Here is a 23,615-nt window from a genome sequence, read left to right as displayed (position 1 = left end):
GGCTCCGGCGCCGGTAGCCATGCGCCAGCCGTGGACATCAGGCCGGCTTGCGCTCGATGAAGACGCAGCCGTCGAAGCTGAAGACCGTCTCGCCGTTCTGGTTGACGCCGGTGTTGTGGTGGAAGAACAGGCCCCACTCCGGACGCGAGAGGCTCGGGCGCTTGTCAGCAACGGTCGAGTGATAGGTGATGCGGTCGCCGGCATAGACCGGCTTCAGCCAGCGCAGGTTCTTGAAACCGGGGGAGGGGCCGAGGCGCGGCGCTGCGGCTGGCGCGACTAGTGCCTCCTGCCGGCGGCGGTGGCTGACCATCGCCGCCATCCAGCCGGCCGCCGTGTGCCAGCCGGAGGCGCAGAGGCTGCCGAAGGAACTCTTGCGCGCGGCCTCCTCATCCATGTGGAAAGGCTGCGGGTCGAAGGAGCGGGCGAAGGCGACGATCTCCTCCGGCGTGAAGACGAGGCTGCCCAGCTCCCAGGTCTCGCCGATCACCAGTTCGTCGAAGAAGCCAGAAGGCGCGGTCGGCAGAGCGGGCGGCTCGACGACAACGGTCGTGTGTGGTGGCGCGTAACCTACCGAATGCCCGAGCCAGTCACCGCCTGCCGTTTCGAAGCCGGAGCCGCGGCGGCCGAACATCACCCAGTTGTTCTGTTCGACCACCGACTCGCCACGCTGGTTCAGCAGCTCGAAGCGGAATTTGACGAGTCCCATTTCGGGTCTGGAGCGCGACTCCTTGGTTTCGCTGATCGTCCAGCGCAGTTTCAGCACGTCACCCGGCTTCACCGGCCGCAGCCATTTGACCTCCTCGACGCCGGGTGAGCCCATCGAGGTCGAGTCGAGGAAGAAGGCCTCGGCTGCGAGCCGCATCAGCAGGGCGCAGCTGTGCCAGCCGGACGCGATCAGCGAGCCGACGAAGCTCGCCTTGGCCTTGTCGGGATCGATGTGGAAGTCCTGTGCATCGAAGCGGCTCGCATAAGCGAGGATGTCGTCCTGCGAGACAGGAAGCGCGCCATACTCGCTCACGGAGCCGGCGATGAAGTCCTCAAAATAGAGCATTGGTAGCCCATCTCACTGATCAGGCCCGCATTCTGCTCGCGGGATCAATCACGAGCGAGCGGTAAACGTGCAAACTCCGAACGCCGACCATGCATGGCGCCGGAGCGGATCGCGTTCCGGCGCCGCAGGCTCAATTGGCGAAGCGGAAATGCAGCACGTCGCCATCTGCGACCACGTATTCCTTGCCTTCGAGCCGGAACTTGCCGGCCTCGCGCGCGCCGCTCTCGCCCTTGTTGGCGACATAGTCGTCATAGGCGATGGTCTCGGCGCGGATGTAGCCCTTCTCGAAATCGGTATGGATCACGCCGGCGGCGGCAGGGCCCTTGGTGCCCTTCTCGATCGTCCAGGCGCGGGCTTCCTTCGGGCCGACGGTGAAATAGGTGACGAGGTGGAGCAGCGCATAGCCGGCGCGGATCACACGATTGAGGCCGGGCTCTTCGAGGCCGACGGCCTCGAGATAATCGGTCTGCTCCGCGGCCGGCAGCACGGCGATCTCGCTCTCGATCTTGGCCGAGACGACGACGGCGACCGCGCCTTCCTCGGCGGCGCGGGCCTTGACCTGCTCGGAGAAGGCATTGCCCTTGTCGGCACTGGCTTCCTCGACATTGCAGACATAGAGCACCGGCTTCGACGAGAGCAGGCCGAGCGTCTCGAAGGCGCGGCGCTCGTCGGCCGCGACCTGGACGAGGCGGGCCGGCTTGCCCTCGCGCAGCAGCACGAGGCAGCGATTCATCAGGTCGGCCAGTTCCTTGGCTTCCTTGTCACCGGACTTGGCCTTCTTCTCCAGCGGCAGCACGCGCTTCTCGAGGCTGTCGAGGTCGGCGAGCATCAGCTCGGTCTCGATCGTCTCGATATCGTCGATCGGCGAGATCTTGCCTTCGACATGGGTGATGTCGCCATCCTCGAAGCAGCGCACGACATGGGCGATGGCGTCGCATTCGCGGATATTCGCGAGGAACTGGTTGCCGAGACCCTCACCGCGGGAGGCGCCGCGGACGAGGCCGGCGATGTCGACGAAGGTCAGCCGCGTCGGGATGATCTCCTTCGAGCCGGCGATCGCGGCGAGCTTCTCCAGCCGCTCGTCGGGCACAGCGACGTCGCCGACATTCGGCTCGATCGTGCAGAACGGATAGTTCGCCGCCTGCGCGGCAGCTGTCTGCGTCAGCGCGTTGAAGAGGGTCGACTTGCCGACATTCGGCAGGCCGACGATACCGCATTTGAAGCCCATGCTTGCTCGTCCAATGCATCGCGGGCCGGCTGCGGCCACCGCGGAAAGATCTCTCGGTTCTCCCCGGCCTTATTGGGTGCGGAGCAGCAAAAGACAAGATGGCGGGCGCGAGCGTGGATCACGCGAAAGTGCATGGCGGCGCGATTGCCGACCGCGCACGAGTGGAGCGCGACTGAAAAGATCGGCTAACGGAGCTGCTCCATGCGCCTCGCCTCATTCACCCTGATCGGTCTCGTCACGCTTTCCGTAGCGGGTGTACTGGCGCAGACGCCCCAGACACCCCAAACACGTGTGCGCGGCACGGTCGAACGTCTCGAAGGCCAGTCCCTGACGGTCAAGACGCAGGAGGGCACGACGACGACAATTGCTCTTGCGCCCAATTATTCAATCGGAGCCGTGGTCAAGGCCGCGATCGCCGATATCAAGAAGGGCAGCTTCATAGGTGTCGGCGCGCGCCCGCAGGCCGGCGGCGGGCTGACGGCCGTGCAGGTCTTCATCTTCCCTGAGGCGATGCGGGGCACGGGCGAGGGCCACAAACCCTGGGGCGTTCTGCCGGATTCGACGATGACGAACGCGACGGTGGCCGAGACGGTCTCGCAGGTCGAAGGCGGCAGCGTCACGCTGACCTATCCCGGCGGCGAGCAGAAGATCGCGATCCCGCCCGAGGCCAACATCATCATGGCGGCGCCGGCGCAGACCGGCGACCTCGTCGCCGGAGCGCAGGTGGCGATGACCGCAAGCCGGGAGGCGGATGGCAGCTTGTCGAGCAGCCGGGTGACGATCGCCAAGGCGGGTGCCCAGCTCCCGCTGTGACAGCGAGCCCTAATCCGTTGCCTTCTCGCCAAGGCGCTTCACCGCGCCGTGGCCGCGCGCCTCCATGAAGAGGTGGACCTTGTTCTGGAAGCCGGCGTCGTCATGGCTCGCCAGCAGGGCCGCATTGTCGGCGCAGGCGGTGCAGAGGTCCTCGACCCAGGGCTCCTCGGCCTTGCCGAAATCGTTCAGCACATAGGGATGGACGAGTGCCTTGTCGCCGGGATGGCCGATGCCCATCCGCACGCGGCAGTAATCGTTTCCGATCGCTGCCGTGGTCGAGCGCAGGCCGTTATGGCCGGCATTGCCGCCGCCGAGCTTCACGCGCAGCTTGGCCGGCGGCAGATCGAGCTCGTCATGGAAGACGATGACGTCGGCAGGCGCGACCTTGAAGAAGCGTGCGGCTTCGCCGATCGCGCGGCCGGATTCGTTCATGAAGGTCTGTGGCATGAGCAGCAGCACCTTCTCGCCGCCGATCGTCGCCTCGCAGGCATGGCTCTGAAAGCGGGCGCGCCAAGGCGCGGCACGGGCAGCGCGAGCGATCGCCTCGACCGCCATGAAGCCGATATTGTGGCGGTTGCGGGCATAGCGGGAGCCCGGATTGCCGAGGCCGGCGAAGATCAGCATGGTTCGGTCCCGCACCGGTTGTCATAGCAAAACGGCCGGGCATGCCCGGCCGTCCGCAAGCGTTCGTTCCGCAGGGAACGTAAAGCTCAGGCCTTGGCGGCTTCGGCTTCGCCCTCGGCAGCAGCGGGCTCCTCGGCCTCGACCGTCGGCGGAATGATCGTGACCAGGGTCCGATCCTTCGCCGAGGTCAGGCTGACGCCGGCCGGCAGCTTGAGTGCGTTGCTGTGGAGCGTATCACCGACCTCGAGGCCGGCAACCGAGACCTCGATGAACTCAGGGATGCTCTCGGGAGCGACTTCGATCTCGAGCGAGTGCTCGACGATCTGCAAAGCGCCGCCGCTCTTCAAGCCGGGCGACTGCTCCTGGCCGACGACGTGCACGGGAACCTCGACCTTGATGGTCTGGCCGGCAGCGATGCGCAGGAAATCGACATGGATCGGGAAATCCTTGACCGGGTCGAGCTGGTAGTCGCGCGGGATGACGCGCGTCTTCTTGCCGTCGACGTCGATCTCGAACAGCGTGGTCAGGAAGTGACCAGCATAGATCATCTGGCGGGTCTTGTTGGCATCGAGCGCGATGGCCACAGGCGTTTCGCCCGCACCGTAGATGACGGCGGGAGTGAGGCCCTGGCGACGAACTTCCCGGGCGGCCCCCTTGCCGACCTGGGCGCGCGCCGAAGCCTGAATCTGCTTCACGGCGGTCATGTGTTTGATCCTTAGCTTTTTAAAGACATGGCCGCCAGCGGGCGGCCATTGCGGTTCGCGTCCCTGCCTCCAAGGGTGTCAGTGGGACGCGAGCAGGCTCATAGGCGAAACTGCGGACAATCTCAAGCCCGCAGGCCGATTCAGGCGGCCGTGGCGGCCGAATGCGATATTGCGACAGGTGCTGGCTGGGCGAAGCTGCGAACGAAGGCGGCGACCGCTTCGGCCGGCATCGGCCGCGAATAGTGGTAGCCTTGGCCGAGCGGGCAACCCATCGCGGCCAGACGCCGCGCCTGGCTCTCACTCTCGATGCCTTCCGCGACGAGCCGCATGCCAAGTCGGCCCGCGATGCCGACGAGCGCCTCGACGATCGCTCCGCTTCTCTTTCCGCCATCGATGCTGCCGACGAAGGAACGGTCGATCTTGATCGCGTCGACCGGGAAGTCGAGCAGGTGGGTAAGCGAGGCGAAACCGGTGCCGAAATCGTCGAGCGCGACCATGATGCCGCGCTCGCGCAAGGCGGCCATGGTGCGCGCGACGCCGTCGCGGCGTCCGCCCATGATCACCTGCTCGGTGATCTCGACGACCAGATGCTCCAGTGGAACCTGCATCCGCTCGAAGGCCCTGACGATGCGTTGAACAAGGTCGCCCTTCTGAAAGTCGGCGGAGGTAACGTTGATGCCGACATAGCGGATGGGCAGGCCCTCGCGCAGCCATTGCGCCATGTCGACCGCAATCGCCGCCAGCATCTGGCCCGAAATGCGGTAGGCGAGCTTGGGGTCGAGCAAGGCATCCTGGAATTCGCCGGCCGCCACGATACGGCCGTCGTCGAGGCGCAGCCGCGCCAGGGCCTCCATGCCGGTGATCTCGCCAGTGTCGAGCCGAACGACCGGCTGATAATAGGGTACGAGGCGTCCCGCGCTCAGTGCCTCGTCCACGGTTCGGACCGTCTGGATGCGGCGGGTCATCGCGGTGCGCAGGCCGCCCTTGAAACGGACATAGCCGCCGCGCCTTGTCTCCTTGGCGTGGTAGAGCGCGAAGTCGGCATTCTGGCGCAAGGTGACACTGTCGGCGCCATCCTCCCCGGCGATGGCTCCGCCGATCGTGACGCCGGGGACGATGGTCGTGCCCTCGCAGTCGAGTGGCCCCTGCATCGCGGCGAGGATAGCGCTGGCCACGCCGCGCAATTGCCCGGCCTTGTCGCAGCCGGGCAGGAGGACCGCGAATTCGTCGCCGCCGATCCTGAATGCTGTTCCATTCGGCGCCACCGCAGCAAGCCGCGAGCCGACAGCTTCGATCAGCAAGTCGCCGACGGCATGACCCATCGTATCGTTGATCGCTTTGAGGTGGTCGATGTCGATCAACATCAGACCGAATCCGGACCGGGACCGGCTCGTTGCCTGGGCGATCGCCTCATTGAAGCGGGCCCGGTTCGGCAGTCCGGTCAGCGTATCGAAATAGGCGAGGCGGTGATTGCGGGCGTTGACCTCCTCGTGCTCGATCGCGATGGCGCAGAGATGGACGCAGGTCTCGACGATCCGGCGCTCGAAGGGCGTCGCACCGCGCTGCTCGCGATAATAGAAGGCGAAGCTGCCGACGATCCGGCCGTCACGCGCTGCGATCGGGCTCGACCAGCAGGCGCGCAGGCCGAGCGGCAACACGAGCTCGCGGTAACCCTCCCAATGCGGGTCGGTGGCGATGTGGGTCACTTCGACCGGATGCTTGCGATAGATTGCCGTGCCACAGGAGCCGACGCGCGGGCCGATCGGCGTGCCGTTGATCGCCTCGCCATAGGAGCGCGGCAGGCTGGGGGCAGCAAGAGCGCGCAGCCTGAATTCGTCGTCGATGGTCACGACCGAGCAGACCACGTCAGGCGCAAGCGCTTCGACCTGCTCACAGAGCGCCGTCATGATCGCCGCCAGCTCCTCACCGCGGGCGATCGATTCCAGAATGGCGTTTTGCAGGGATTGCAGACGCTCGACGGAATCGTGACGGCGCATCGTGGCACTCGGCGGACGGGAGGCGCCATCATGCCGCAGGGCAGTGAAACCGCGGTTTCCCCCTTAGATCGAATTGTCGGCTTTTGCGGCCTTCAGGCGGGAGCGAGCCCGATCCGCTCATCACGCCGACGCAGCAGGTGCATCAGCGGCAGTGCGAGCAGCACCATCCAGGCCTTGCCGATGATCTGACCGGTGAGGAAGTCGAGGCTGCCGAAGGCGAGCCAGAGGAAGACGAAGCTGTCGACCACGAGTCCGAAGACGCTCGACGCGGCGACGGCGGCGACGAAATTGCGGCGCTGGAGCGGAGTGTAGACCGCAAAGTCTGCCAGCTCGGAGAGCAGGAAGGCTACGGTCGAGGCCAGAACGATAGCCGGCGGTGCCAGCATGCCGGAAATCAGCGTACCGATCGCAATCGCGCCGAGGCCTGCGAGAGGGCCGAGGCGCCGCTGAACGATATCGCGCAGGACGAGTGCGAGGCCCACCATCAGAACACCGCTCGGTGCCTTTATGCCGGGGGCGACCGGGACAAGGCAGGGGCCATCGGGCACGCAGATCGTGCCGACATTGCCGATCAGCCAATTCGCGAGCGGGATGGTGACGGTGAAAAGGGCGAGAGCGACGAGGCCCTCGATACGGCGTTGCCGATCAATCGTCATGGTTCGGTCCGCTGTCGTTCGGTGCGGCCTCATAGGCCGCAAAGCCCCGGGCTCGCAAGTCGCAGGCCGGGCAATGGCCGCAGCCATAGCCCCAGGCATGCCGCTTCGTTCGGTCGCCGAGATAGCAGCTATGGCTCTCCTCGACCACAAGGTCGAGCAACGCCTCGCCGCCCAATTCCTTGGCCAGGGCGAAAGTCTGGGCCTTGTCGCGCCACATCAGCGGCGTGTGCAGCACGAGCCGGCGGTCGAGCCCGAGGCCAAGCGCGACCTGCATCGCCTTGATCGTGTCGTCGCGGCAGTCGGGATAGCCGGAATAGTCGGTCTCGCAGACGCCGAGCACGATGTGCTTGGCATGGCGGCGATAGGCCAGCGCCGCTGCGAAGGTCAGGAAGATCAGGTTGCGGCCTGGGACAAAGGTCGTCGGCAGGCCGGCATCAGTGAAGGCGATCTCGCTCTCGCTGGTCAGCGCGGTATCCGAGATCGCGCCGAGCGTCTTGAGGTCGAGAAGATGATCCGGCCCCAGCCGTTCGGCGTAGGCCGGCGACAGTCCGGGGAACTTCGCCCGGATCGTCTCGCGGCACGCAAGCTCGATATGATGACGCTGGCCGTAATCGAAGCCGACCGTCTCGACCGCACCGAAACGGGCAAGCGCCCAGGCCAGCGCGACGGTGGAATCCTGGCCGCCGGAGAAGAGGACGAGGGCCCGGTCCGCGCCGGTCGTGGCGGCCGTCATCGCCCCGTTCCCATCAGTCGAACAGGCTGGAGACGCTCGATTCGCTCGCGGTGCGCTCGATCGCTTCGCCCATCAGCCCGGCGATCGAGATGACGCGGATGTTGCGTGCGACCTTCACCGCCTCGGTCGGCATGATCGAGTCGGTGATCACCAGCTCTTTCAGCTTGGAGGAGGCGATGCGGGCCACGGCGCCGCCGGAGAGCACGCCGTGGGTGATGTAGGCGTAGACTTCCTTGGCGCCCTGATCGAGCAGGGCCTCGGCGGCGTTCACCAGCGTGCCACCGGAATCGACGATATCGTCGAGCAGGATGCAGGAGCGGCCTTCGACCGAGCCGATGATGTTCATCACTTCGGATTCGCCCGGCCGGTCGCGGCGCTTGTCGACGATGGCGAGCTGGGCGTCGATGCGCTTGGCCAAGGCACGGGCGCGCACCACGCCGCCGACGTCCGGCGAGACGACCATGGCGTTCTTCCAGTCGAGCCGGTCCTTGATGTCGCGCGCCATCAGGGGCGCACCGAACAGATTGTCGGTCGGGATGTCGAAGAAGCCCTGGATCTGGCCGGCGTGCAGATCGAGCGTCAGCACGCGGTCGACCCCGGCATGGGTGATCAAATTGGCGACGAGCTTGGCCGAGATCGGGGTACGGCCGGAGGCGCGCCGGTCCTGCCTGGCATAGCCGAAATAGGGGATCACCGCGGTGATGCGCCTCGCCGAGGAGCGGCGCAGCGCATCGGTGATGATCAGCAGCTCCATCAGGTGGTCATTGGTCGGAAACGAAGTCGACTGGATGATGAAGACATCCTGGCCGCGGACGTTCTCCTGAATCTCGACGAAGATTTCCATGTCGGCGAAGCGGCGGACCTGGGCCCGGGCGAGTGGGACATCAAGATGGCCACAGATAGCTTCGGCGAGGGCGCGGTTGGAATTGCCGGCGACGACTTTGAAGGTAGAGGGCATGCCGGGCGCACCAGAAACGCGGGTCAAGGCGAGCCGTCCGAGCGGGGGCGGCTCAGTTTCGAAGGGCTCATAACAGCGTGATGACGTCGAGTCGACCGAGGAGGCGCGGCGTCCCCATGCAAATGCTGCACTGCACCCGCGAATGATGCACGTTGTCCGGGATATCTGCGACGCATTCGACCCGAAGGCGCACGCGGGCCGCGAGCTGAGCGACTAGCGCTTCTTTTCGGGAGCCGCCTGGGCCGTGCGTGTCTTGCCCTTAGCGTCTTCCTTCGGCTCGGGCACTGGCGCCGTCGTCAGGAAGCTCGCGATCGCGTCGGCCGATTCGGATGCGGCCTTGGCGACGATGGTCTGGTCGATGCCGGCCCATGGGTCGGAGCCTCCGCCGCGTCGGCCGAGGCTCTCGCCCTGGACCCGCTGCGCCCGCTTCTTGCTCTCGTCATAGACGTCCCAGACGAAGGCGAGAGCGGTCTGGCCATCCTCGGTCGGCTGGGCGGTGAGATAGCCGCGCACCCGGAAACGGGCCGGCTTGTCGCCCGGGACGATCTCCATCTTGCGCTCGGCTGCGGCCTCGCCGAGCAGGCCGGCGAAATGCGCCGTCACCTGGTCGGGGGCACCGGAGATGCTCTGGACCGAGACCGGGACGCCCGGCGCATCGACGCGCGGCCGCGCGGCGGTGGTGGTTTCCTGGCAGCCTGCGAGCGCAAGCGCAACAAGCGGCCCCAGAACGAGGCCGTAAGAACGAACCGACATGACGCCTCCCGCCCATTGTTTGGGCTCGGATTGCTGGTCTTCCCTGCGGCGCTCGTTGTAGGCGCAACCATCGGTCAGGTCCAGATAGGGCAGGCGAGGGCCGGAACGAACCCGTCGCGCCACGGTGATTGCGCTGTGGACGCTCCTTCGCCATATCTCCCGGCAGGCGCATGGGGCGCCCGCCGGAGAGCTTCGATGGTCAGCACGTCCAACCGTATCCTCGACGATATCGCCCGGCTGGCGACCGATGCGGCCGGCGCGGCGCAGGGCGTGCGCCGCGAGGTCGAGACCGTGATCAAGACGCAGATCGAGCGGCTGCTGCGCGATCTCGACGTCGTGACGCGCGAGGAATTCGAGGCAGTGCGTGAGATGGCGCTGCTGGCGCGCGAGGAGAACGACAAGCTCGCTGCCCGGCTTGCGGCGCTCGAGGCGCGCGCGGCAAAGGAATGAGCCCGTTCCGGCGCGCGCTGTGGACAGTCGCGCGTAGGGATTGAGCCGACGTCCGAATCCGCAGAGTCTGCATCGCGTTGTGGGCGGGTTAACCGGCCTGCGCTATCGTCGATGAAGAGAGGTGATTCGTCGTTCGGCCCTGCCTCAAGGGGTGGTTCGACGGAGTGAAGGTCGCCCAGCGGCTTTCTTGTCGGGTTGTGTGCCTTACGCTTTTCCAGTCGCCGTGTACCCGTTCTCAGACAAGCCGCGCCTGCCCTTAAAGGTCAGATGCCGGCTGTTGGACCTTGGGCATGATGGACCTTGATCTGGACGCCGATACCGAACGCCCCTCTAACCCCCTCGACCTCGTCGAACGCCTGGCCGCGCTGAACGACTGGAGCTTCGATCGCGACAGCGATGACGAACTCTCCGTCTCCGTCACCGGTGGCTGGGCCGATTATCACGTTGCGATCACCTGGCTCTCCGAGGTGGAGTCGATCCACATCGCCTGCGCCTTCGACCTCAAGGTGCCGGACCGGCGCCGCAACGAGGTCATGAACCTCGTCAGCCTCGTCAACGAGCAGCTCTGGCTCGGGCATTTCGATCTCTGGAGCCGCGAGAACGTGGTGATGTATCGCCACGCGCTCCTGCTCTCCGGCGGCGCCGAGCCGACCGAGGAGCAGGCAGCCGGGCTGATCAAGGCGGCGATCGACGCCTGCGAGCGCTATTACCAGGCTTTCCAGTTCGTGGTCTGGGCCGGCAAGAGCGCGCGCGAGGCACTCGAAGGCGCGTTGCTGGAGACGGTCGGCGAAGCGTGAGCACCGGCCAGGCCCGGGCTTGACCCGGGCCGCGCTTGGCGGTTCAGGTCCGTGCGTAACCGCGCATCGACCGGAGAGAAGCCATGCCCAGCCCGCTTCCGCAATCGCTCACCCTCGTCGGGGCCGGCAAGATGGGCGGCGCCATGCTCGAGGGCTGGCTGCGCATTGGTGTGAAAGGGGCGGGGATCACGCTGATCGACCCGCATATCTCGAACGAGATGCAAGCCCTCGCCGCTGCCGAGGGCATGGCCGTCAACCCCGTTGCTCCGGCACAAGCCGAAGTCGTGGTGCTCGCCACCAAGCCGCAGATGCTCGACACGGCCGCGCCCGCCGTCCAGGCGCTGATCGGCCCGAGGACGCTGCTGATCTCGATCCTCGCCGGCAAGACGCTCGGCGACCTCTCGGCTCGCCTGCCCAATGCCGGCGCTATCATCCGCGCCATGCCGAACCTGCCGGCCTCGGTCAAGCGCGGGGTCACCGCTGCCGCCGCAGGCGAGGGCGTGAGCGACGTACAGCGGCAGCTGGCTGATGCGCTGCTTGCCGGTGTCGGCAAAGTCGAGTGGCTCTCGGATGAAGGGCTGATCGATGCCGTCACCGCCGTCTCCGGTTCGGGGCCGGCCTATGTCTTCAACATGGTCGAATGCCTCGCCGCGGCCGGGACCGCGGCGGGTCTGCCGGCAGATCTCGCCGAGCGGCTGGCGCGCGCCACCATTGAAGGCGCGGGCGAGATGCTGTTCCAGTCGCCTTTGCCGCCGGCGACACTGCGCCAGAACGTGACCTCGCCCGGCGGCACGACCGCTGCGGCGCTCGAAGTGTTGATGGCCGACAATGGCCTTGCGCCATTGATGCGACGCGCGGTCGCTGCTGCCAAACGCCGCGCCGAGGAGCTTTCCGGCTGAGGCGGCCTTTCAACCAGCCCGCGCAAGGCCTAGCTTCTCTCCATCAATTCGCGACAGGAGAGATACCGATGGCGCGCAAACCCGTTTCCCCCGAGGCCGAGAAACCCGCTGCAAAGCCCGATCCGCGGCGCGCCGTGGTCGATGCCCTGTTCCGGTTGGCCGCGACGCAGGGCTGGGACGAGATCGAACTGCCGGCGATCGCTCGCGAAGCCGGGATCAACCTCACCGAACTGCGTGGCCTCTTCCCTTCGAAGCTCGCGATTCTCGGCGGCCTGGGTCGCATTCTCGACGATGCCGTGCTGGCCGGCAGTTCCGACGACCTGGCGGAGGAATCCTACAAGGAGCGCGTCTTCGACCTGGTGATGCGCCGGCTCGATGCGCTCGCGCCCTACAAGGCCGGCCTGAAGGCGCTGATGCCGCATCTGCGGCGCCAGCCGCTGGCTCTCGCCGCGCTCGGGCGCAATTCGGTGAATTCCTGGCGCTATCTGCTGGCTTCGGCGGGTATCCCGACCGAGGATGACCTCGGCTCCGTCCGGGTCAGGGGCGCGACGCTGCTGATGGCGCGCGTGCTCGACACCTGGCTGGAGGATGACGAGCCCGAGCTGTCGCGCACCATGGCGAAGCTCGACCGTGAGCTGAAGACGGCAGGCCAGATCATGACGCGCGTCGAGGACGTCCACCGGCTGACGGCGCCGTTGCGCGGTCTTGCCCGCACGCTCTGCTCGGGCGTTCGACGGACACCGCGGCGCGAGCGCATGCGCGGCGAGGAAGGCGACGATTACGCCCCGGCGATCTGAGCGCAATCACAGATTGTAGTCAGCAACCGGCGATTGTGGCGAAATCGTGGCAGCGTTAAGCAGGCATTAGCCGTTTCTTGCGAATTTCGAGAATCACGTTCGCAAGGGGCGACCATGTCGTTGATGAAGAAGCTTACTGCGCTGTCGATCAGCCGCTCGTTCGGGCTGGTCGCGATCCTGGCCGCGGTCGTTACGGTCGCGAGTGTTGCCGTGACGCTCCGGCAGGCGCGCATCGACATGCTCGATCTCAAGCGGGCCGAGGTGAAGAATGCGGTCGAGGCCGCAGCCTCCACGGTGAACGCCTATGTGGCGAAGGTGGAGAAGGGCGAGCTCAAGGACGCCGACGCGCAGAAGCTCGCGCTCGACGCGATCGCCAATGCCCGCTTCGACGACGGCAACTACTTCTTCGTTATCCGCTATGACGGCGTCAACATCGCCCATGCCAGCCCGAAGCTGGTCGGCACCGACATGTCGCCGCTCAAGGACCCGACCGGCAAGCTCTTCGTCAAGGAACTCACCGATACGGCGCGGACCAAGGGAGCCGGCTTCGTCGACTACATGTGGTTGAGAATCGGCGACAAGGATCCCTCGCTGAAGATCTCCTATGTGGCTGGCGTGCAGAAATGGCAGTGGGCGATCGGGACCGGGATGCATGTTCATGCGGTCGACGTGGCCTTCTACGGCATGATCAAGGATGTCGCCGTGGTGCTGGTGCCGCTGGCGCTGCTGCTGCTCGGGCTCGTCATCATGCTGAGCCGCCGCGCTTCCGGGATGCTGCGCGCGGTCGCCGGCAATATGAGCGCGCTGGCCGCCGGCGACCTCAAGGCGCCGATCGCCTATCAGGAACGCCAGGACGAGGTCGGTAGCATGGCGCGTGCGCTCGTCGTCTTCCGTGACGCGGCGCTGATGAAGCAGCAGGTCGAAGCCGAGAAGACCCAGGCCGAAGCCGATGCCGGCGAGCAGCGCCGGGCTGCCGATACGCAGCGCAGCCTCAACGAGGCGCAGCGCGGCGAGGAGGCGAAGAAGCAGGCCGTCGTCGTCGATGCGCTCGGCGCCGGCCTTGAGCGCCTGACCGAGGGTGACCTGACCTACCGCATCGAGGCCTCCTTCAGCGCCGAATACGCCAAGCTCAAGAACGACTTCAATGCTGCGATGGTGCATCTCGAAGAGACGATGCGGCAGATCGCGACCAACACCGAGAGCATGAAGGCTGGCGCCGGCGAGATCAGTCAGGCGGCCGATGACCTTGCCAGCCGCACCGAGCAGCAGGCCTCCTCGGTCGAAGAGACCGCAACCGCGCTCGACCAGTTGACCGCCACCGTGCGCCAGACTGCGGAGGGCGCGCGCCAGGCCAGCCTCGCCACCAGCCAGGTCAAGGGTGAGGCCGAGCAATCGGGCGAGATCGTCCGCGATGCGGTCGCCGCGATGGGCGGCATCGAGAAGTCGGCTGAGGAAATCTCGCAGATCGTCGGCGTCATCGACGAGATCGCCTTCCAGACCAACCTGCTCGCACTCAACGCCTCGGTCGAGGCGGCCCGTGCCGGCGACGCCGGCAAGGGCTTTGCCGTCGTCGCCTCCGAGGTCCGGGCGCTGGCCCAGCGTTCGGCCGAGGCGGCCAAGGAGATCAAGGGGCTGATCACCGCCTCGTCCATCGAGGTCGAGAAGGGCGTCGCTCTGGTCGGCCAGACCGGCAGCGCGCTTGGCCGCATGTCCGGCGAGATCACGCGGGTCACCTCGCTGGTCGCCGAGATCGCCTCGGCGGCCCAGGAGCAGGCGACCGGGCTGCAGGAGGTCAACACCGCGGTCAACGAGATGGACCAGGCGACGCAGCAGAACGCCGCCATGGCCGAGCAGTCGACCGCCGCCTCGCAGGCGCTGGCCCAGGAGGCCGACAGGCTCGCCGCGCTGGTCGGGCGCTTCCGGCTCAGCGGCGATGTCGTTGCCTTGAAGACTATGGCGAGCAAGATGGCCAAGGCTGCGGCGCCTGCGCCGCGCCCGGCGCGCGCCGCCGCGCCCGTGCAGACTCATGGCAGCGCCGCGCGCAAGGTCGCCAATGGCGGCGATCGCGGCTGGGAGGAATTTTGAGCGAGCCCACCGAGATCGCCGCAGAGATCGGCTTCGATGATTTCCTGAAGGTCGACATCCGTGTCGGCACCATCGTCGAGGCCGCTCCCTTTCCCGAAGCGCGCAAGCCGGCGATCAAGCTGGTGATCGATTTCGGCGGCACGATCGGCCGCAAGAAATCATCGGCGCAGATCACCAGGCATTACCGGCCCGAAGATCTCGCGGGCCGGCAGGTGCTGGCGGTGGTGAACTTCCCGCCGCGCCAGATCGGCAAGTTCATGTCGGAGGTGCTGACATTGGGCGTGCCGGACAGCGACGGCGAGGTCGTGCTGATCGGCCCTTCGTTCGACGTGCCCAAGGGCGGGCGGCTCTTCTGAGGCCAGCCGTCAGGCGGCTTCGTGGTGCCGCCAGGTTCCGGTCGCCAATGTGGTTGGCGCCGGCTCGGCTTCGGCCCAGCGCAAGGGCAGGGCCGCCTTGCGCCGCCAGGCGCGCGTCACCTCGATGTGCATGAGACGCCTGGCGCCATCGAGGCCGGCCAGCTCAGGCCCGTCCCAGACGATCTCCGCCATGCCCTGCAACTGCAGCAGGTCTCCCTTCGCGAAATCGATGAAGAGCAGGGACGTGGCCGGCTCGCGCAGCAGATTGCCGAAGGTGTTGAAATAGCTGTTGCCGGCGAAGTCCGGCACCGTCAGCTGCCCGCCCTCGATCCGGACGAAGCCCGGCCTGCCGCCGCGATGCGAGATGTCGAGCCCGCTTTCCGAGCCGCTGGCGATGAAGAGCGTGTCCGAGCGCAGGACCAAGTCCCGGGCCGATTCATCCAGACTGGTGAGTTCCTCGGCTGCAGTGCCGGCTGTGGTGGGCGCGAACGCGTGCTGCCTGAGCTGGATGTACTTGGCGCAGTTGCCGAAGCTCTGCGTCACGGCGATCCGCAGCCCGTTGCCATCGCGCTCGCTGATGATGCCGTTGGCGCGGTTGCGGCGGCGGGTGCGCAGATCGAGCCCGAGCAGGCCAATGGGAGCGCTTGCGCTCAGTGCGGGACCGGCCGGATCGTCGGGAGCGGGCAGGGCAGCGATGGCGAGCGCATTCGGTGCCGGGCTGGTGATGAAGCCTTCCGGCCCGGTGAGGATGGTCGCGATCGGCCTGCCCTGCGCATCGCGGCCGGCCGCGAAAAGGTAGGGCAGCAGCGCGAAGAAATCGCGGTGCTGGTCCGGCATGAACTCGCGGATGCCACCCCCTCGCGAACTCTCGCCGGCGCGTGCCTGCGCCTCCAACTCGCCTTCGTGGAACGGAGAGGCGTCCATGGCGTCAGCCTTTCACGGGTATGGGCGATGGCGGGATCGGCTTGAAGAAGGGCAGGGCCTCGACACGCGCTAGCCAGGCCCGCACTGCCGGATAGGCATCGAGCGGAATGCCGCCTTCGGGTGCGTGCGCCACATATGAATAGCAGGCGAGGTCGGCGAGCGTCGGGTGTTCGGCGGCGAGGTAACTGCGGCCAGCGAGATGCCCTTCCATGAAGGCGAGCAGCCGGGCCGCGATACGCTCGGCCCGCGCCGGGTCGTCGGGGAAGCCGAACTGCGCGATCATCCGGGCGATCGACGGACCGTGCATGACCTCGCCGGCGGCGATCGAGAGCCAGCGCTGCACTTGCGCGGCCGCGACCGGCTCGGCCGGAAACCAGTCGCTCTGCGGGGCGTAGCGCTTCGCCAGATAGACCATGATCGCATTGCTGTCGGCCAGGGTGAGGTCGCCGTCCTGCAGTACCGGGATCTGGCCGAGCGGGTTGAGCGTCGCCCGGTATGCCTCGCTGCGGCGGACTTCTGCGGGGGCCGGAGCGAAGTCGAAATCGAGGTCGAGTGCGCGCAGCAGGAGCTCGACGCGGTGGGTGTGGCCCGAGAGGGCGGTGCCGTGGAGCGTGATCTTGGCTTGGGTCATGCGGGCCTCGCGATTGTGCGAGGTGGAGTGTGATTGTTTCAGAAATTGAGCGATAGCTGATAGATTGGCAAATCAGAATTCCCTCTGATGGAATTATCATGGATCGACTCGACGAACTCGCCATCTTCGTCGCAATCATCGACACAGGCAGCCTCGCCGGTGCGGCGCGCCAGCTTCGGCGCTCGCGGCCGGCGGTGACGCGGGCGCTTGCCGCGCTGGAGGAGCGGGCCGGCGTCAGGCTGATCGCGCGCACCACCCGGCAATTGATGGCGACCGAGGCGGGGCGGGAACTCGCAACCTCGGCCCGCAACATCCTCGCCGAGTATGAGGCTTCGCTCTCCGGCGTGACGGCGGCGCCGATGCGCGGGCTGATCAGGATCACCGCGCCGCTCGCCTTCGGCCGCCGCCATGTCACGCCGGTCGTCGCCGAATTCCTCGACCTGCATCCGGAGATCCAGATCGAACTGGTGCTGGCCGACCGCAACCTCGACCTGATCGAGGAGGGCCTGCATCTGGCGGTCCGGATCGGCCCGCTGCCGAGCTCGCGATTGGTCGCGCGCAGGGTCGGCGAGGTCCGGCGCGTGCTGGTCGCGGCACCGGCCTATCTCGAGCGCCGCGGCACGCCGATGCGGCCGGCCGATCTGGTGGACCACGACACCATCGCCAGCATCGCGGCCGGCCAGACCATGCTCTGGCGTTTCGCCGGTGGCGCGCGCAGCGCAACCGTGACGGTGACGCCGCGCCTGATCGTCAATGAGGTCGAGGCGGCGTTGATCGCCGCGCGCTCGGGTCGCGGCATCGCTCGCGCCTTGTCCTATCAGGTCGCTCCCGATCTCGAGGCCGGCACGTTGGTGCGGGTGATGCGCGACTGGGAGCCGCCTGCAGCGCCAGTCCAGCTCGTCGTGCCGAGCGGGCAGCACCTCCAGCCGAAGGTGCGTGCCTTCCTTGACTACGCCGCTGTGCAATTGCAGCAGCTGCCGGTGATCAGGCCGGAGCGATAAAGGTCAGCGCAGCGAGCCGACGAAGCCGGTGATCGCCGAGACGACGGCGCCTTCACGGCCGATGAAGCCGTGATAGGCGCGCGCCTGGCAAGGGTCGCCGGACGAGCTGCCGCCGTCGATCCAGAGCAGGCGGGCGCGATTGCCGGTCCATTGCTGGAAGGCGATAGCGGACTCCGGCAGCGTCAAGCGGCAGCTGTCCTGGCGATGCTGGATGATCAGTGTCGGCGGCAGGCCGGCGGGATCGCCGAGCGAAGGCTTGGCGGCATCGAGCATGGCTGAGGCGAAGACGATTCCATCGGGCCGGGTCGAAAGCGTGCCCGGCACTTTCAGCGCGCCGCGGCTCATCGCGACCACGACGACGCGGGGCGCGATGGTGCGCATCAATTCGATCGCCTTGTTCGGATCGGCGCCGCCATCGAGCGTGATGCTGGCGATGCCGCTCCTGGCATAGGCGGCGCGGGTGCGGACGATCCAGTTGCCGCTGCGCTCGACGCTGCCGTCGCCACCGATGCCGATATAGCCGTCGCCACCGGTCAGCAGCACGACCCCGGCCCGCGCCTTGCCGGCAGGCTTGTTGAGCAGCGCCTTGCCGCCACCGAAAAAGCCGCCGAGATCGACAACTTCCTCTGCTGAAGCAAGGCCAGGGACCAGCGCCAACAGCGCCGCGAGCAGCAATTGTCTCATCATGGCGATCATCCCCTGCGGCCTCGAGCCGGATCACGCGTCCCGCCCGGATCATGAAAAATCGGGCGTCGGCACGCCAGCCCCATTTGAGGGCAAGCGCGCCGGGATCAGCGCAAAGTCGCGTGCTTGGCCGCCTCGTCGTGGATCCAGCTGCGGAAGGCTGCGATCGCGGGCCGCTCCGCCACCGCCTCGGGGCAGACGACATAGTATTGGGAGGCGCCAGGCAGCTGCTGTGGGAAGGGACGGACCAGGCGCCCGGCTTCGAGATAGTCGCCGATCAGGGCGCTGGTCGCCAAGGCGACGCCCTGGCCGGAGGAGGCGGCCTGCAAGGCGAGGAAGGTGTGCGAGAATCGCGGGCCATGTTCCGCATCGATGTCGTCGACGCCGGCGAAGGCGAGCCATTGTCGCCAGGTCACGTATTCCGGGATGCCTTCGGCGAGCTCGTGCAGCAAGGTGTGATGGCGCAGGTCTGAAGGTTGGCGCAGCGGCCGCTCCGGATCGTTGAGGAGCGCGGCATTGCAGACCGGGAAGAACGTCTCCGTCATCAGGAGTTCCGAGCGCAGGCCGGCATAGGCGCCCCCGCCCATAGCGGACCGCAACATCGACATCCTCGCGGGCGAAATCGGTGAGGTGCAGCGACACCGAGATGCGCACCTCCAGCTCAGGGTGGCTCTGCTTGAGCGAGCCGAGCCGCGGGATCAGCCAGCTCAGCGCGAAACTCGGCATGGTGCTGACCGTGATCACATTGGCCGCGTCGGGCCGCAGGGCCCTGGCCGTGGCCTCGTCGAGCTGATCGAGCAGTTGCGAGATCGCGGTGGCATAGCGCTGGCCGACTGTGGTCAGGGCGACACCCTTGCTCGGCAAGCGCGTGAAGAGCGGACGGCGAAGCCAGGCTTCGAGAGTCTTGATTTGCTGGCCGACGGCGCTGGCGGTGACGGCGAGCTCGTCGCCCGCCCGCTCATAGTTGAGATGCCGTGCCGCGGCCTCGAAGGCGCGTAGCGAGGTCAGGGGCGGCAGGTGGCGGCGGATCATGGCGTGGCCAAGTTCTGCTTGGGCTTAGGCAAAGAACTTCTCATTTGCTTCAGAGCGCTGCAACCCCCAAATTCTCGGGCATAGAACTTGTCAAAGGAGGCCGCCATGTCGGCCAGGATCGCCACAGAAAATCTTTCGTTCTCCGCGACGCAGCATGCTGCGCACGGGCTCGCCGGGCTGTTCCTTCGCTTCGAGGACTGGCTCACCCAGCGCGCCAGCGCGAGGACGCTTTACCGCATGGACGACCAGGCGCTCTCCGATATCGCCCTGTCGCGCAGCGACGTTGAGCGGGTGAACGATACGGCTCGCAAGGCTCTGTGGCGCCACTGACGCAGTCCCCGTCATTCCGGGGCACGCCGAGGGCGTGAGCCCGGAACCCCTGAACACCGTCCCGTTCGCAAAGACGTGGCAATTGCCGCGTCTTTCTGGGCATCGTCGTGTTCATGGGTTCCGGGCTCTTTGCTGCGCAAAGCCGCGGAAAGACGGCGCGACTCCTTGCGCCGACCTTGTTAGACCGGCAGCCTGACGGTCGCGCGCAGGCCGCCCAGCGGTGACTCGCCGAGGATGATGTCGCCGCCATGCGAGCGGGCGATGTTGCGGGCGATGGCGAGGCCCAGGCCCGTGCCCCCGCCATCGACATTGCGCGCCTCGTCGATCCGGAAGAACGGCTTGAACACGTCCTCGCGCAGCTCCGACGCGATGCCGGGGCCGTCATCGTCGACCATGACGATCAGGTAGCGCGCGTCATGGGTAGCGCGGATGGCGATGCGGTCGCCGAAGCGCGCGGCATTCGAGACCAGATTGGTGAGCAGGCGCCGGATCGCGTCCGGCCGGACCACGACCAGCGGGTCGCCGATGACGGTGAGCTCGGTCTGGTGGCCCTGCCGCTCTGCATCGGCTTTGAGGGCTTCGAGCAGAGCGCGGATGTCGGCCTCGACCGGCGCCTCGCCGGCATCGCCACGGGCGAAGGCGAGATAGTCCTCGAGCATGCGGCTCATCTCATCGACGTCCTTCTCCAGTGCCTCGAGGTCGGGAGACCTTTCAAGAAGCGCAAGGGAGAGCTTGAAGCGGGTCAGAATGGTGCGCAGGTCGTGGCTGACGCCGTTCAGCATCATGGTGCGCTCGCCGATCGAGCGCTCGACGCGGCGCTTCATCTCGATGAAGGCGTTGCCGGCGCGGCGGACCTCGCTCGCGCCCCGCGGTCGGAACTCGGCGTCGCGGCCCTTGCCGAAAGCCTCGGCGGCATCGGCGAGGCGCAGGATCGGGCGGATCTGGTTGCGCAGGAACAGCACCGCGATGGTCAGCAGGATCAGCGAGGTGCCGATCATCCAGAGCAGGAAGATGTGGCTGTTCGAAGCATAGGCCTGGCTGCGGCGGGTCAGTACCCGCATCACGTCCTTGCCGAGCTTGATGCGGATCTCGATCAGGCTGGAGCGGCCGACCGTATCGAGCCAGAACGGGCGCTTGACCTGCTGGGCGAGTTCGGCCGAGAGCGCGCTGTCGAGCAGGGAGAAGAAGGGGCGGGGGCCGGGCGCCGGCAGGTCGGTGTCGGGTAGGATCTCGACATCCATGCCGAGCCGATCCTCGGCGATGCGGCCGAGAATCGTCGCCTCGTTATCCTGCGGGTAGCTCTCATAGACGTCGATGAGGGTTGAGATCTCGGAGGCGACCGCCGACGACAGACGCTGCGTCACCGTCTGCCAGTGCCGCTCCATGAAGACATAGGCAACGACTGACTGAAGCAGCACGACCGGTGCGATGACGATAACGAGCGCGCGCGGATAGAGCCCCTTCGGCATGATGCGCGCGATCGGGCGCAGCGACCGGTCAGGCAGGCGTCGCAGCGGCTTGAGCACGGTGGAAAGCGTTGACGCGGCCCTGTTCCAGATGGCCTGCAGTCCGGCCGCCGCCCTTGCGACGAGCGGAACGAGGCGACGCCGGAACGAAGCATCCGCCATGCCGGTCAGGTCCTGTCGACGACGAGGCGGTAGCCGATGCCGCGCACGGTCTGGAGATAGAGGGGATCGGCTGGATCACGCTCGATCTTGCGACGTAAGCGGTTGATCTGCACGTCGATGGTGCGGTCGTTGGCGGCGGAGCCCTGGTTGGCGAGCTGTTCGCGCGGGACATGCTCGCCGGCGCGCTCGGCCAGTGCGGTCAGGATTTCGCGTTCGCGCTCGGTCAGGCGGATCGATTCCTCGCCCTGGCGCAATTCGCCGCGGGCAAGGCCGAAGACGAAGGGGCCGAAGCGGACATAGTCGGGCCGCATCGGCGCAGCGGGCGCCTCGGGCTGGGCGTTGCGCTTCAGGACATTGCCGAGGCGCAGGATCAGCTCGCGTGGCTCGAACGGCTTGGCGAGGTAGTCGTCGACGCCGATCTCCAGGCCGTTGATGCGGTCGTTCGGGTCGGCCCGGGCGGTCAGCATCAGGATCGGCACCTGCGAGCTCTGGCGCAGGCGGCGGGCGAAGTCGAAACCATTCTCGCCGGGCATCATCACATCGAGCACCATCGCGTCGAAGACGAGACGGCCCAGCCGGGAATCGGCGTCAGCCGCGTTGGCTGCGGTGGTGACGCGGTAGCCATGGTCGCCGAGGAAGCGCGCCAGGAGATCGCGCAGACGGCGGTCATCGTCGACCACCAGAACATGCGGGGCGTCGTCTGGCACTGGCTTGAGCACGCTGGCCGCCATCTGGGCACCTTTTTCGTCTTCGGCGCCGGCTGAGCGCACCGCTTCGTTCTCCCAAGGTAGCACAGGCCGTCCAGGCAAAGGCCGGGCTTGGTCAAGTCTCAGATAACATTGTCTAACGTTCTGCAACCGCTTCGGCAGGGCGTAACGCGCTTACCTTGGCCCGGCGAGCAGGTCCTGCACCTTCGGGCGCTCGGATGGGTCGATCAAGGCCGCCAGATAACGCGCGATGACCTCATTCGCTTCGGGCCCGACGAGGGTGAGCGCGCTGTTGATGCGCTTTGCTTGCAGCTGCGCCAGCCTGATGGCGAGTTCGCGGCCGGCGGTTGTGGCGTGGAGATTGCGCTGGCGCTTGTCCTGCGTACCTGTGCGCGACTCGACGAAGCCGGTCTCGACCAGCTCCTTCAGCACCCGGTTCAGGCTCTGCTTGGTGATCTGCAGGATGTCGAGCAGCTCGGCGATGGTCAGCCCCGGCCGGCGCTGGACGAAGTGCAGCACGCGGTGATGGGCGCGGCCGAAGCCGTAATCGGCGAGGATACGGTCGGGGTCGCCGACGAAGTCACGATAGGCGAAGAAGAAGAGCTCGATCAGATCGTAGGGCACGTCGGTATGCGCCGCCTCGGGCGGGGCGGCAGGCGCTGGATGCAATACGGGGGTGCTCAACGTCATGCTCATTTTTTATGTCAGCCTTGTTGACATATCTCAGACGTAAGATTACCGGTCAAGCACGCGGGGCGACCGATTATGTCGCATGTGCCGGTTCCGGCGCAGCAAAGATACCGCGCTTGCACGCCCTCAGCGCCTGTGGCGGAGTGCCTGCAAGAAGACCATCTGGAGGACTGTACCATGTCTGTCATTCCTTTCGACCAGCGCGACGGCGTCATCTGGTTCGACGGCAAGCTCGTGCCGTGGAAGGAGGCCAAGGTGCACGTACTCACCCACGGCCTGCACTACGGTTCCTGCGTCTTCGAGGGCGAGCGCTCCTATGACGGCGTGATCTACAAGTGCACCGAGCATTCGCAGCGCTTCCACAAGTCGGCCGAGATCATGGATTTCACGATCCCGTATTCGGTGGCCGAGCTCGATGCCGCCAAGTATCTCTGCCTGAAGGAGAACGGCCTCAAGGACGCTTATCTGCGCCCGGTCGCCTGGCGCGGCTCGGAGATGATGGCGGTCTCGGGCATGAACAACACGATCCACACGGCGATCGCGGTGTGGGAGTGGCCGAGCATGTTCGACATGGCCCAGAAGCTGAAGGGCGTGCGCCTCGACCTCGCCGAATATCGCCGGCCCGACCCGGCCTGCGCGCCGGTCCATGCCAAGGCGGCGGGTCTCTACATGATCTGCTCGCTGTCCAAGCATAAGGCGGAGCGCGGCGGCTATGCCGACGCGATGATGCTCGACTGGGAAGGCAATGTCGCCGAATGCACCGGCGCCAACATCTTCTTCATCAAGGACGGCGTCGTTCATACTCCGCAGGCCGATCGCTTCCTGAACGGCATCACCCGCCAGTCGGTGGTCGATCTCTGCCGGAAGCGCGGCTTCGAGGTGGTCGAGCGCCGGATTCGGCCGGAGGAGCTCGAAGGCTTCAGCGAGTGCTTCATCACCGGCTCGGCTGCCGAGGTGACGCTCGTTTCCGAGATCGGGCCCTACAAGTTCATCACCGGCAATATGGGCAAGGTGATCATGGAGGACTATTCGGACGAGGTCCGGCAGAAGTCCAAGGTCGCGGCCTGAACCTCAGCGCTGTCCTGAT

The 23,615-nt window shown here is 66.6% G+C and carries 26 protein-coding genes and 2 pseudogenes; 10 read left to right on the top strand and 18 right to left on the bottom strand.

Annotated elements, in window-relative coordinates; translation table 11 throughout:
- Positions 1-37: 37 nt before the first annotated feature.
- On the bottom strand, positions 38-1,051 hold the full coding sequence (locus QO058_RS06850; RefSeq protein WP_284171257.1) for a MaoC family dehydratase: 1,014 nt from the start codon (positions 1,049-1,051) through the stop codon (positions 38-40).
- A 130-nt stretch (positions 1,052-1,181) separates the two neighbouring features.
- A complete protein-coding gene (gene ychF / locus QO058_RS06845; RefSeq protein WP_284171255.1) occupies positions 1,182-2,279 on the bottom strand; it encodes a redox-regulated ATPase YchF in 1,098 nt (365 codons plus the stop codon).
- A 201-nt stretch (positions 2,280-2,480) separates the two neighbouring features.
- Here ychF and QO058_RS06840 point away from each other — a divergent pair, with 201 nt between their 5' ends.
- Positions 2,481-3,092, top strand: a complete 612-nt coding sequence (locus tag QO058_RS06840) for a hypothetical protein (protein WP_284171254.1) — start codon at positions 2,481-2,483, stop codon at positions 3,090-3,092.
- Between the two features lie 9 nt (positions 3,093-3,101).
- Here the strand turns inward: QO058_RS06840 and pth are convergent, their stop codons facing one another.
- From pth to QO058_RS06805, 7 genes are all read right to left on the bottom strand, one after another.
- Positions 3,102-3,716: an aminoacyl-tRNA hydrolase gene (pth, locus tag QO058_RS06835; RefSeq protein ID WP_284171253.1), complete on the bottom strand. Its 615-nt coding sequence runs from the start codon at positions 3,714-3,716 to the stop codon at positions 3,102-3,104.
- 86 nt (positions 3,717-3,802) lie between these two features.
- The gene (locus tag QO058_RS06830; RefSeq protein WP_284171251.1) at positions 3,803-4,420 is read right to left on the bottom strand and encodes a 50S ribosomal protein L25/general stress protein Ctc; all 618 of its coding nucleotides are present in this window, start codon (positions 4,418-4,420) and stop codon (positions 3,803-3,805) included.
- A gap of 140 nt (positions 4,421-4,560) precedes the next feature.
- A complete protein-coding gene (locus QO058_RS06825) occupies positions 4,561-6,417 on the bottom strand; it encodes a putative bifunctional diguanylate cyclase/phosphodiesterase (protein ID WP_284171250.1) in 1,857 nt (618 codons plus the stop codon).
- A gap of 92 nt (positions 6,418-6,509) precedes the next feature.
- The gene (locus QO058_RS06820; RefSeq protein ID WP_284171249.1) at positions 6,510-7,073 is read right to left on the bottom strand and encodes a VUT family protein; all 564 of its coding nucleotides are present in this window, start codon (positions 7,071-7,073) and stop codon (positions 6,510-6,512) included.
- Positions 7,063-7,806, bottom strand: coding sequence for a 7-cyano-7-deazaguanine synthase QueC (gene queC, locus QO058_RS06815; RefSeq protein ID WP_284171248.1), 744 nt, complete (start codon positions 7,804-7,806; stop codon positions 7,063-7,065). Before queC ends, QO058_RS06820 begins: the two co-directional genes overlap by 11 nt.
- 13 nt (positions 7,807-7,819) lie before the next feature.
- Positions 7,820-8,764: a ribose-phosphate pyrophosphokinase gene (locus QO058_RS06810; protein WP_284172832.1), complete on the bottom strand. Its 945-nt coding sequence runs from the start codon at positions 8,762-8,764 to the stop codon at positions 7,820-7,822.
- Positions 8,765-8,977: 213 nt separating this feature from the next.
- Entirely contained in the window at positions 8,978-9,517 is a 540-nt protein-coding gene (locus QO058_RS06805; RefSeq protein WP_284171247.1) for a hypothetical protein, read from the bottom strand.
- 195 nt (positions 9,518-9,712) lie between these two features.
- On the opposite strand from QO058_RS06805, the gene QO058_RS06800 reads away from it, so the two are divergent.
- From QO058_RS06800 to QO058_RS06775, 6 genes are all read left to right on the top strand, one after another.
- A complete protein-coding gene (locus QO058_RS06800; RefSeq protein WP_284171245.1) occupies positions 9,713-9,967 on the top strand; it encodes an accessory factor UbiK family protein in 255 nt (84 codons plus the stop codon).
- A gap of 290 nt (positions 9,968-10,257) precedes the next feature.
- Positions 10,258-10,764 (top strand): type III secretion system chaperone family protein, encoded by a 507-nt coding sequence (locus QO058_RS06795; protein ID WP_284171244.1) that lies wholly within the window; start codon positions 10,258-10,260, stop codon positions 10,762-10,764.
- A gap of 83 nt (positions 10,765-10,847) precedes the next feature.
- Positions 10,848-11,663 (top strand): pyrroline-5-carboxylate reductase, encoded by an 816-nt coding sequence (gene proC, locus QO058_RS06790; protein WP_284171243.1) that lies wholly within the window; start codon positions 10,848-10,850, stop codon positions 11,661-11,663.
- A gap of 68 nt (positions 11,664-11,731) precedes the next feature.
- On the top strand, positions 11,732-12,460 hold the full coding sequence (locus tag QO058_RS06785) for a TetR/AcrR family transcriptional regulator (RefSeq protein WP_284171242.1): 729 nt from the start codon (positions 11,732-11,734) through the stop codon (positions 12,458-12,460).
- A 114-nt stretch (positions 12,461-12,574) separates the two neighbouring features.
- Positions 12,575-14,545, top strand: coding sequence for a methyl-accepting chemotaxis protein (locus tag QO058_RS06780; RefSeq protein ID WP_284171240.1), 1,971 nt, complete (start codon positions 12,575-12,577; stop codon positions 14,543-14,545).
- Positions 14,539-14,901 carry a tRNA-binding protein gene (locus QO058_RS06775; protein WP_432212054.1) on the top strand — a complete coding sequence of 121 codons (363 nt, stop codon included), beginning with the start codon at positions 14,539-14,541 and terminating at the stop codon, positions 14,899-14,901. Before QO058_RS06780 ends, QO058_RS06775 begins: the two co-directional genes overlap by 7 nt.
- Before the next feature lie 9 nt (positions 14,902-14,910).
- On the opposite strand, the gene QO058_RS06770 is transcribed toward QO058_RS06775, so the two are convergent.
- A complete protein-coding gene (locus tag QO058_RS06770) occupies positions 14,911-15,825 on the bottom strand; it encodes a pyridoxamine 5'-phosphate oxidase family protein (RefSeq protein WP_284171238.1) in 915 nt (304 codons plus the stop codon).
- A 4-nt stretch (positions 15,826-15,829) separates the two neighbouring features.
- Positions 15,830-16,456, bottom strand: a complete 627-nt coding sequence (locus tag QO058_RS06765) for a glutathione S-transferase (RefSeq protein ID WP_284171236.1) — start codon at positions 16,454-16,456, stop codon at positions 15,830-15,832.
- Positions 16,457-16,554: 98 nt separating this feature from the next.
- Between QO058_RS06765 and QO058_RS06760 the strand changes: the two genes are divergently transcribed.
- Positions 16,555-17,457, top strand: a complete 903-nt coding sequence (locus QO058_RS06760; RefSeq protein ID WP_284171234.1) for a LysR family transcriptional regulator — start codon at positions 16,555-16,557, stop codon at positions 17,455-17,457.
- Between the two features lie 3 nt (positions 17,458-17,460).
- Here QO058_RS06760 and QO058_RS06755 read toward each other — a convergent pair whose 3' ends face one another.
- From QO058_RS06755 to QO058_RS31360, 4 genes and pseudogenes are all read right to left on the bottom strand, one after another.
- The gene (locus QO058_RS06755; RefSeq protein ID WP_284171233.1) at positions 17,461-18,144 is read right to left on the bottom strand and encodes an alpha/beta hydrolase; all 684 of its coding nucleotides are present in this window, start codon (positions 18,142-18,144) and stop codon (positions 17,461-17,463) included.
- A 104-nt stretch (positions 18,145-18,248) separates the two neighbouring features.
- Positions 18,249-18,743, bottom strand: a complete 495-nt coding sequence (locus QO058_RS06750) for a LysR substrate-binding domain-containing protein (protein ID WP_284171232.1) — start codon at positions 18,741-18,743, stop codon at positions 18,249-18,251.
- Between the two features lie 34 nt (positions 18,744-18,777).
- A pseudogene (locus tag QO058_RS31365) lies at positions 18,778-18,840 on the bottom strand (hypothetical protein); the annotation flags it as partial.
- Positions 18,841-18,978: 138 nt separating this feature from the next.
- Positions 18,979-19,173, bottom strand: a pseudogene (locus QO058_RS31360) (LysR family transcriptional regulator); the annotation flags it as partial.
- 105 nt (positions 19,174-19,278) lie between these two features.
- On the opposite strand from QO058_RS31360, the gene QO058_RS06745 reads away from it, so the two are divergent.
- Positions 19,279-19,503 (top strand): DUF1127 domain-containing protein, encoded by a 225-nt coding sequence (locus QO058_RS06745; protein WP_284171231.1) that lies wholly within the window; start codon positions 19,279-19,281, stop codon positions 19,501-19,503.
- Between the two features lie 179 nt (positions 19,504-19,682).
- Here QO058_RS06745 and QO058_RS06740 read toward each other — a convergent pair whose 3' ends face one another.
- The 3 genes from QO058_RS06740 to QO058_RS06730 all read right to left on the bottom strand — a co-directional run bounded on the left by QO058_RS06740 (position 19,683) and on the right by QO058_RS06730 (position 22,528).
- On the bottom strand, positions 19,683-21,131 hold the full coding sequence (locus QO058_RS06740) for an ATP-binding protein (protein WP_284171229.1): 1,449 nt from the start codon (positions 21,129-21,131) through the stop codon (positions 19,683-19,685).
- Between the two features lie 5 nt (positions 21,132-21,136).
- A complete protein-coding gene (locus QO058_RS06735) occupies positions 21,137-21,862 on the bottom strand; it encodes a response regulator (RefSeq protein WP_284172831.1) in 726 nt (241 codons plus the stop codon).
- Positions 21,863-22,012: 150 nt separating this feature from the next.
- A complete protein-coding gene (locus QO058_RS06730; RefSeq protein ID WP_347976018.1) occupies positions 22,013-22,528 on the bottom strand; it encodes a MarR family winged helix-turn-helix transcriptional regulator in 516 nt (171 codons plus the stop codon).
- A gap of 177 nt (positions 22,529-22,705) precedes the next feature.
- Here QO058_RS06730 and QO058_RS06725 point away from each other — a divergent pair, with 177 nt between their 5' ends.
- Positions 22,706-23,596, top strand: coding sequence for a branched-chain amino acid aminotransferase (locus QO058_RS06725; RefSeq protein WP_126109362.1), 891 nt, complete (start codon positions 22,706-22,708; stop codon positions 23,594-23,596).
- The last annotated feature ends 19 nt before the right edge of the window (positions 23,597-23,615 follow it).

Origin of the sequence: Bosea vestrisii (assembly GCF_030144325.1) — a bacterium.
GTDB classification, from domain to species: domain Bacteria; phylum Pseudomonadota; class Alphaproteobacteria; order Rhizobiales; family Beijerinckiaceae; genus Allobosea; species Allobosea vestrisii_A.
Note: the sequence above shows the minus strand (reverse complement) of the source record. Positions and strands in the feature narration are given on the sequence as shown.

Excerpts from the sequence above, each read along its gene's own strand:
- QO058_RS06805 (WP_284171247.1), bottom strand. The coding sequence starts at position 9,517 with ATGTCGGTTCGTTCTTACGGCCTCGTTCTGGGGCCGCTTGTTGCGCTT.
- QO058_RS06760 (WP_284171234.1), top strand. The coding sequence starts at position 16,555 with ATGGATCGACTCGACGAACTCGCCATCTTCGTCGCAATCATCGACACA.
- pth (WP_284171253.1), bottom strand. The coding sequence starts at position 3,716 with ATGCTGATCTTCGCCGGCCTCGGCAATCCGGGCTCCCGCTATGCCCGC.
- QO058_RS06810 (WP_284172832.1), bottom strand. The coding sequence starts at position 8,764 with ATGCCCTCTACCTTCAAAGTCGTCGCCGGCAATTCCAACCGCGCCCTC.
- QO058_RS06800 (WP_284171245.1), top strand. The coding sequence starts at position 9,713 with ATGGTCAGCACGTCCAACCGTATCCTCGACGATATCGCCCGGCTGGCG.
- QO058_RS06750 (WP_284171232.1), bottom strand. The coding sequence starts at position 18,743 with ATGTTGCGGTCCGCTATGGGCGGGGGCGCCTATGCCGGCCTGCGCTCG.
- QO058_RS06740 (WP_284171229.1), bottom strand. The coding sequence starts at position 21,131 with ATGGCGGATGCTTCGTTCCGGCGTCGCCTCGTTCCGCTCGTCGCAAGG.
- QO058_RS06795 (WP_284171244.1), top strand. The coding sequence starts at position 10,258 with ATGATGGACCTTGATCTGGACGCCGATACCGAACGCCCCTCTAACCCC.
- QO058_RS06830 (WP_284171251.1), bottom strand. The coding sequence starts at position 4,420 with ATGACCGCCGTGAAGCAGATTCAGGCTTCGGCGCGCGCCCAGGTCGGC.
- QO058_RS06730 (WP_347976018.1), bottom strand. The coding sequence starts at position 22,528 with ATGACGTTGAGCACCCCCGTATTGCATCCAGCGCCTGCCGCCCCGCCC.
- QO058_RS06850 (WP_284171257.1), bottom strand. The coding sequence starts at position 1,051 with ATGCTCTATTTTGAGGACTTCATCGCCGGCTCCGTGAGCGAGTATGGC.
- QO058_RS06780 (WP_284171240.1), top strand. The coding sequence starts at position 12,575 with ATGTCGTTGATGAAGAAGCTTACTGCGCTGTCGATCAGCCGCTCGTTC.
- proC (WP_284171243.1), top strand. The coding sequence starts at position 10,848 with ATGCCCAGCCCGCTTCCGCAATCGCTCACCCTCGTCGGGGCCGGCAAG.
- QO058_RS06840 (WP_284171254.1), top strand. The coding sequence starts at position 2,481 with ATGCGCCTCGCCTCATTCACCCTGATCGGTCTCGTCACGCTTTCCGTA.
- QO058_RS06725 (WP_126109362.1), top strand. The coding sequence starts at position 22,706 with ATGTCTGTCATTCCTTTCGACCAGCGCGACGGCGTCATCTGGTTCGAC.
- QO058_RS06820 (WP_284171249.1), bottom strand. The coding sequence starts at position 7,073 with ATGACGATTGATCGGCAACGCCGTATCGAGGGCCTCGTCGCTCTCGCC.
- QO058_RS06825 (WP_284171250.1), bottom strand. The coding sequence starts at position 6,417 with ATGCGCCGTCACGATTCCGTCGAGCGTCTGCAATCCCTGCAAAACGCC.
- queC (WP_284171248.1), bottom strand. The coding sequence starts at position 7,806 with ATGACGGCCGCCACGACCGGCGCGGACCGGGCCCTCGTCCTCTTCTCC.
- QO058_RS06735 (WP_284172831.1), bottom strand. The coding sequence starts at position 21,862 with ATGGCGGCCAGCGTGCTCAAGCCAGTGCCAGACGACGCCCCGCATGTT.
- QO058_RS06765 (WP_284171236.1), bottom strand. The coding sequence starts at position 16,456 with ATGACCCAAGCCAAGATCACGCTCCACGGCACCGCCCTCTCGGGCCAC.
- QO058_RS06745 (WP_284171231.1), top strand. The coding sequence starts at position 19,279 with ATGTCGGCCAGGATCGCCACAGAAAATCTTTCGTTCTCCGCGACGCAG.
- QO058_RS06755 (WP_284171233.1), bottom strand. The coding sequence starts at position 18,144 with ATGATGAGACAATTGCTGCTCGCGGCGCTGTTGGCGCTGGTCCCTGGC.
- QO058_RS06770 (WP_284171238.1), bottom strand. The coding sequence starts at position 15,825 with ATGGACGCCTCTCCGTTCCACGAAGGCGAGTTGGAGGCGCAGGCACGC.
- QO058_RS06785 (WP_284171242.1), top strand. The coding sequence starts at position 11,732 with ATGGCGCGCAAACCCGTTTCCCCCGAGGCCGAGAAACCCGCTGCAAAG.
- ychF (WP_284171255.1), bottom strand. The coding sequence starts at position 2,279 with ATGGGCTTCAAATGCGGTATCGTCGGCCTGCCGAATGTCGGCAAGTCG.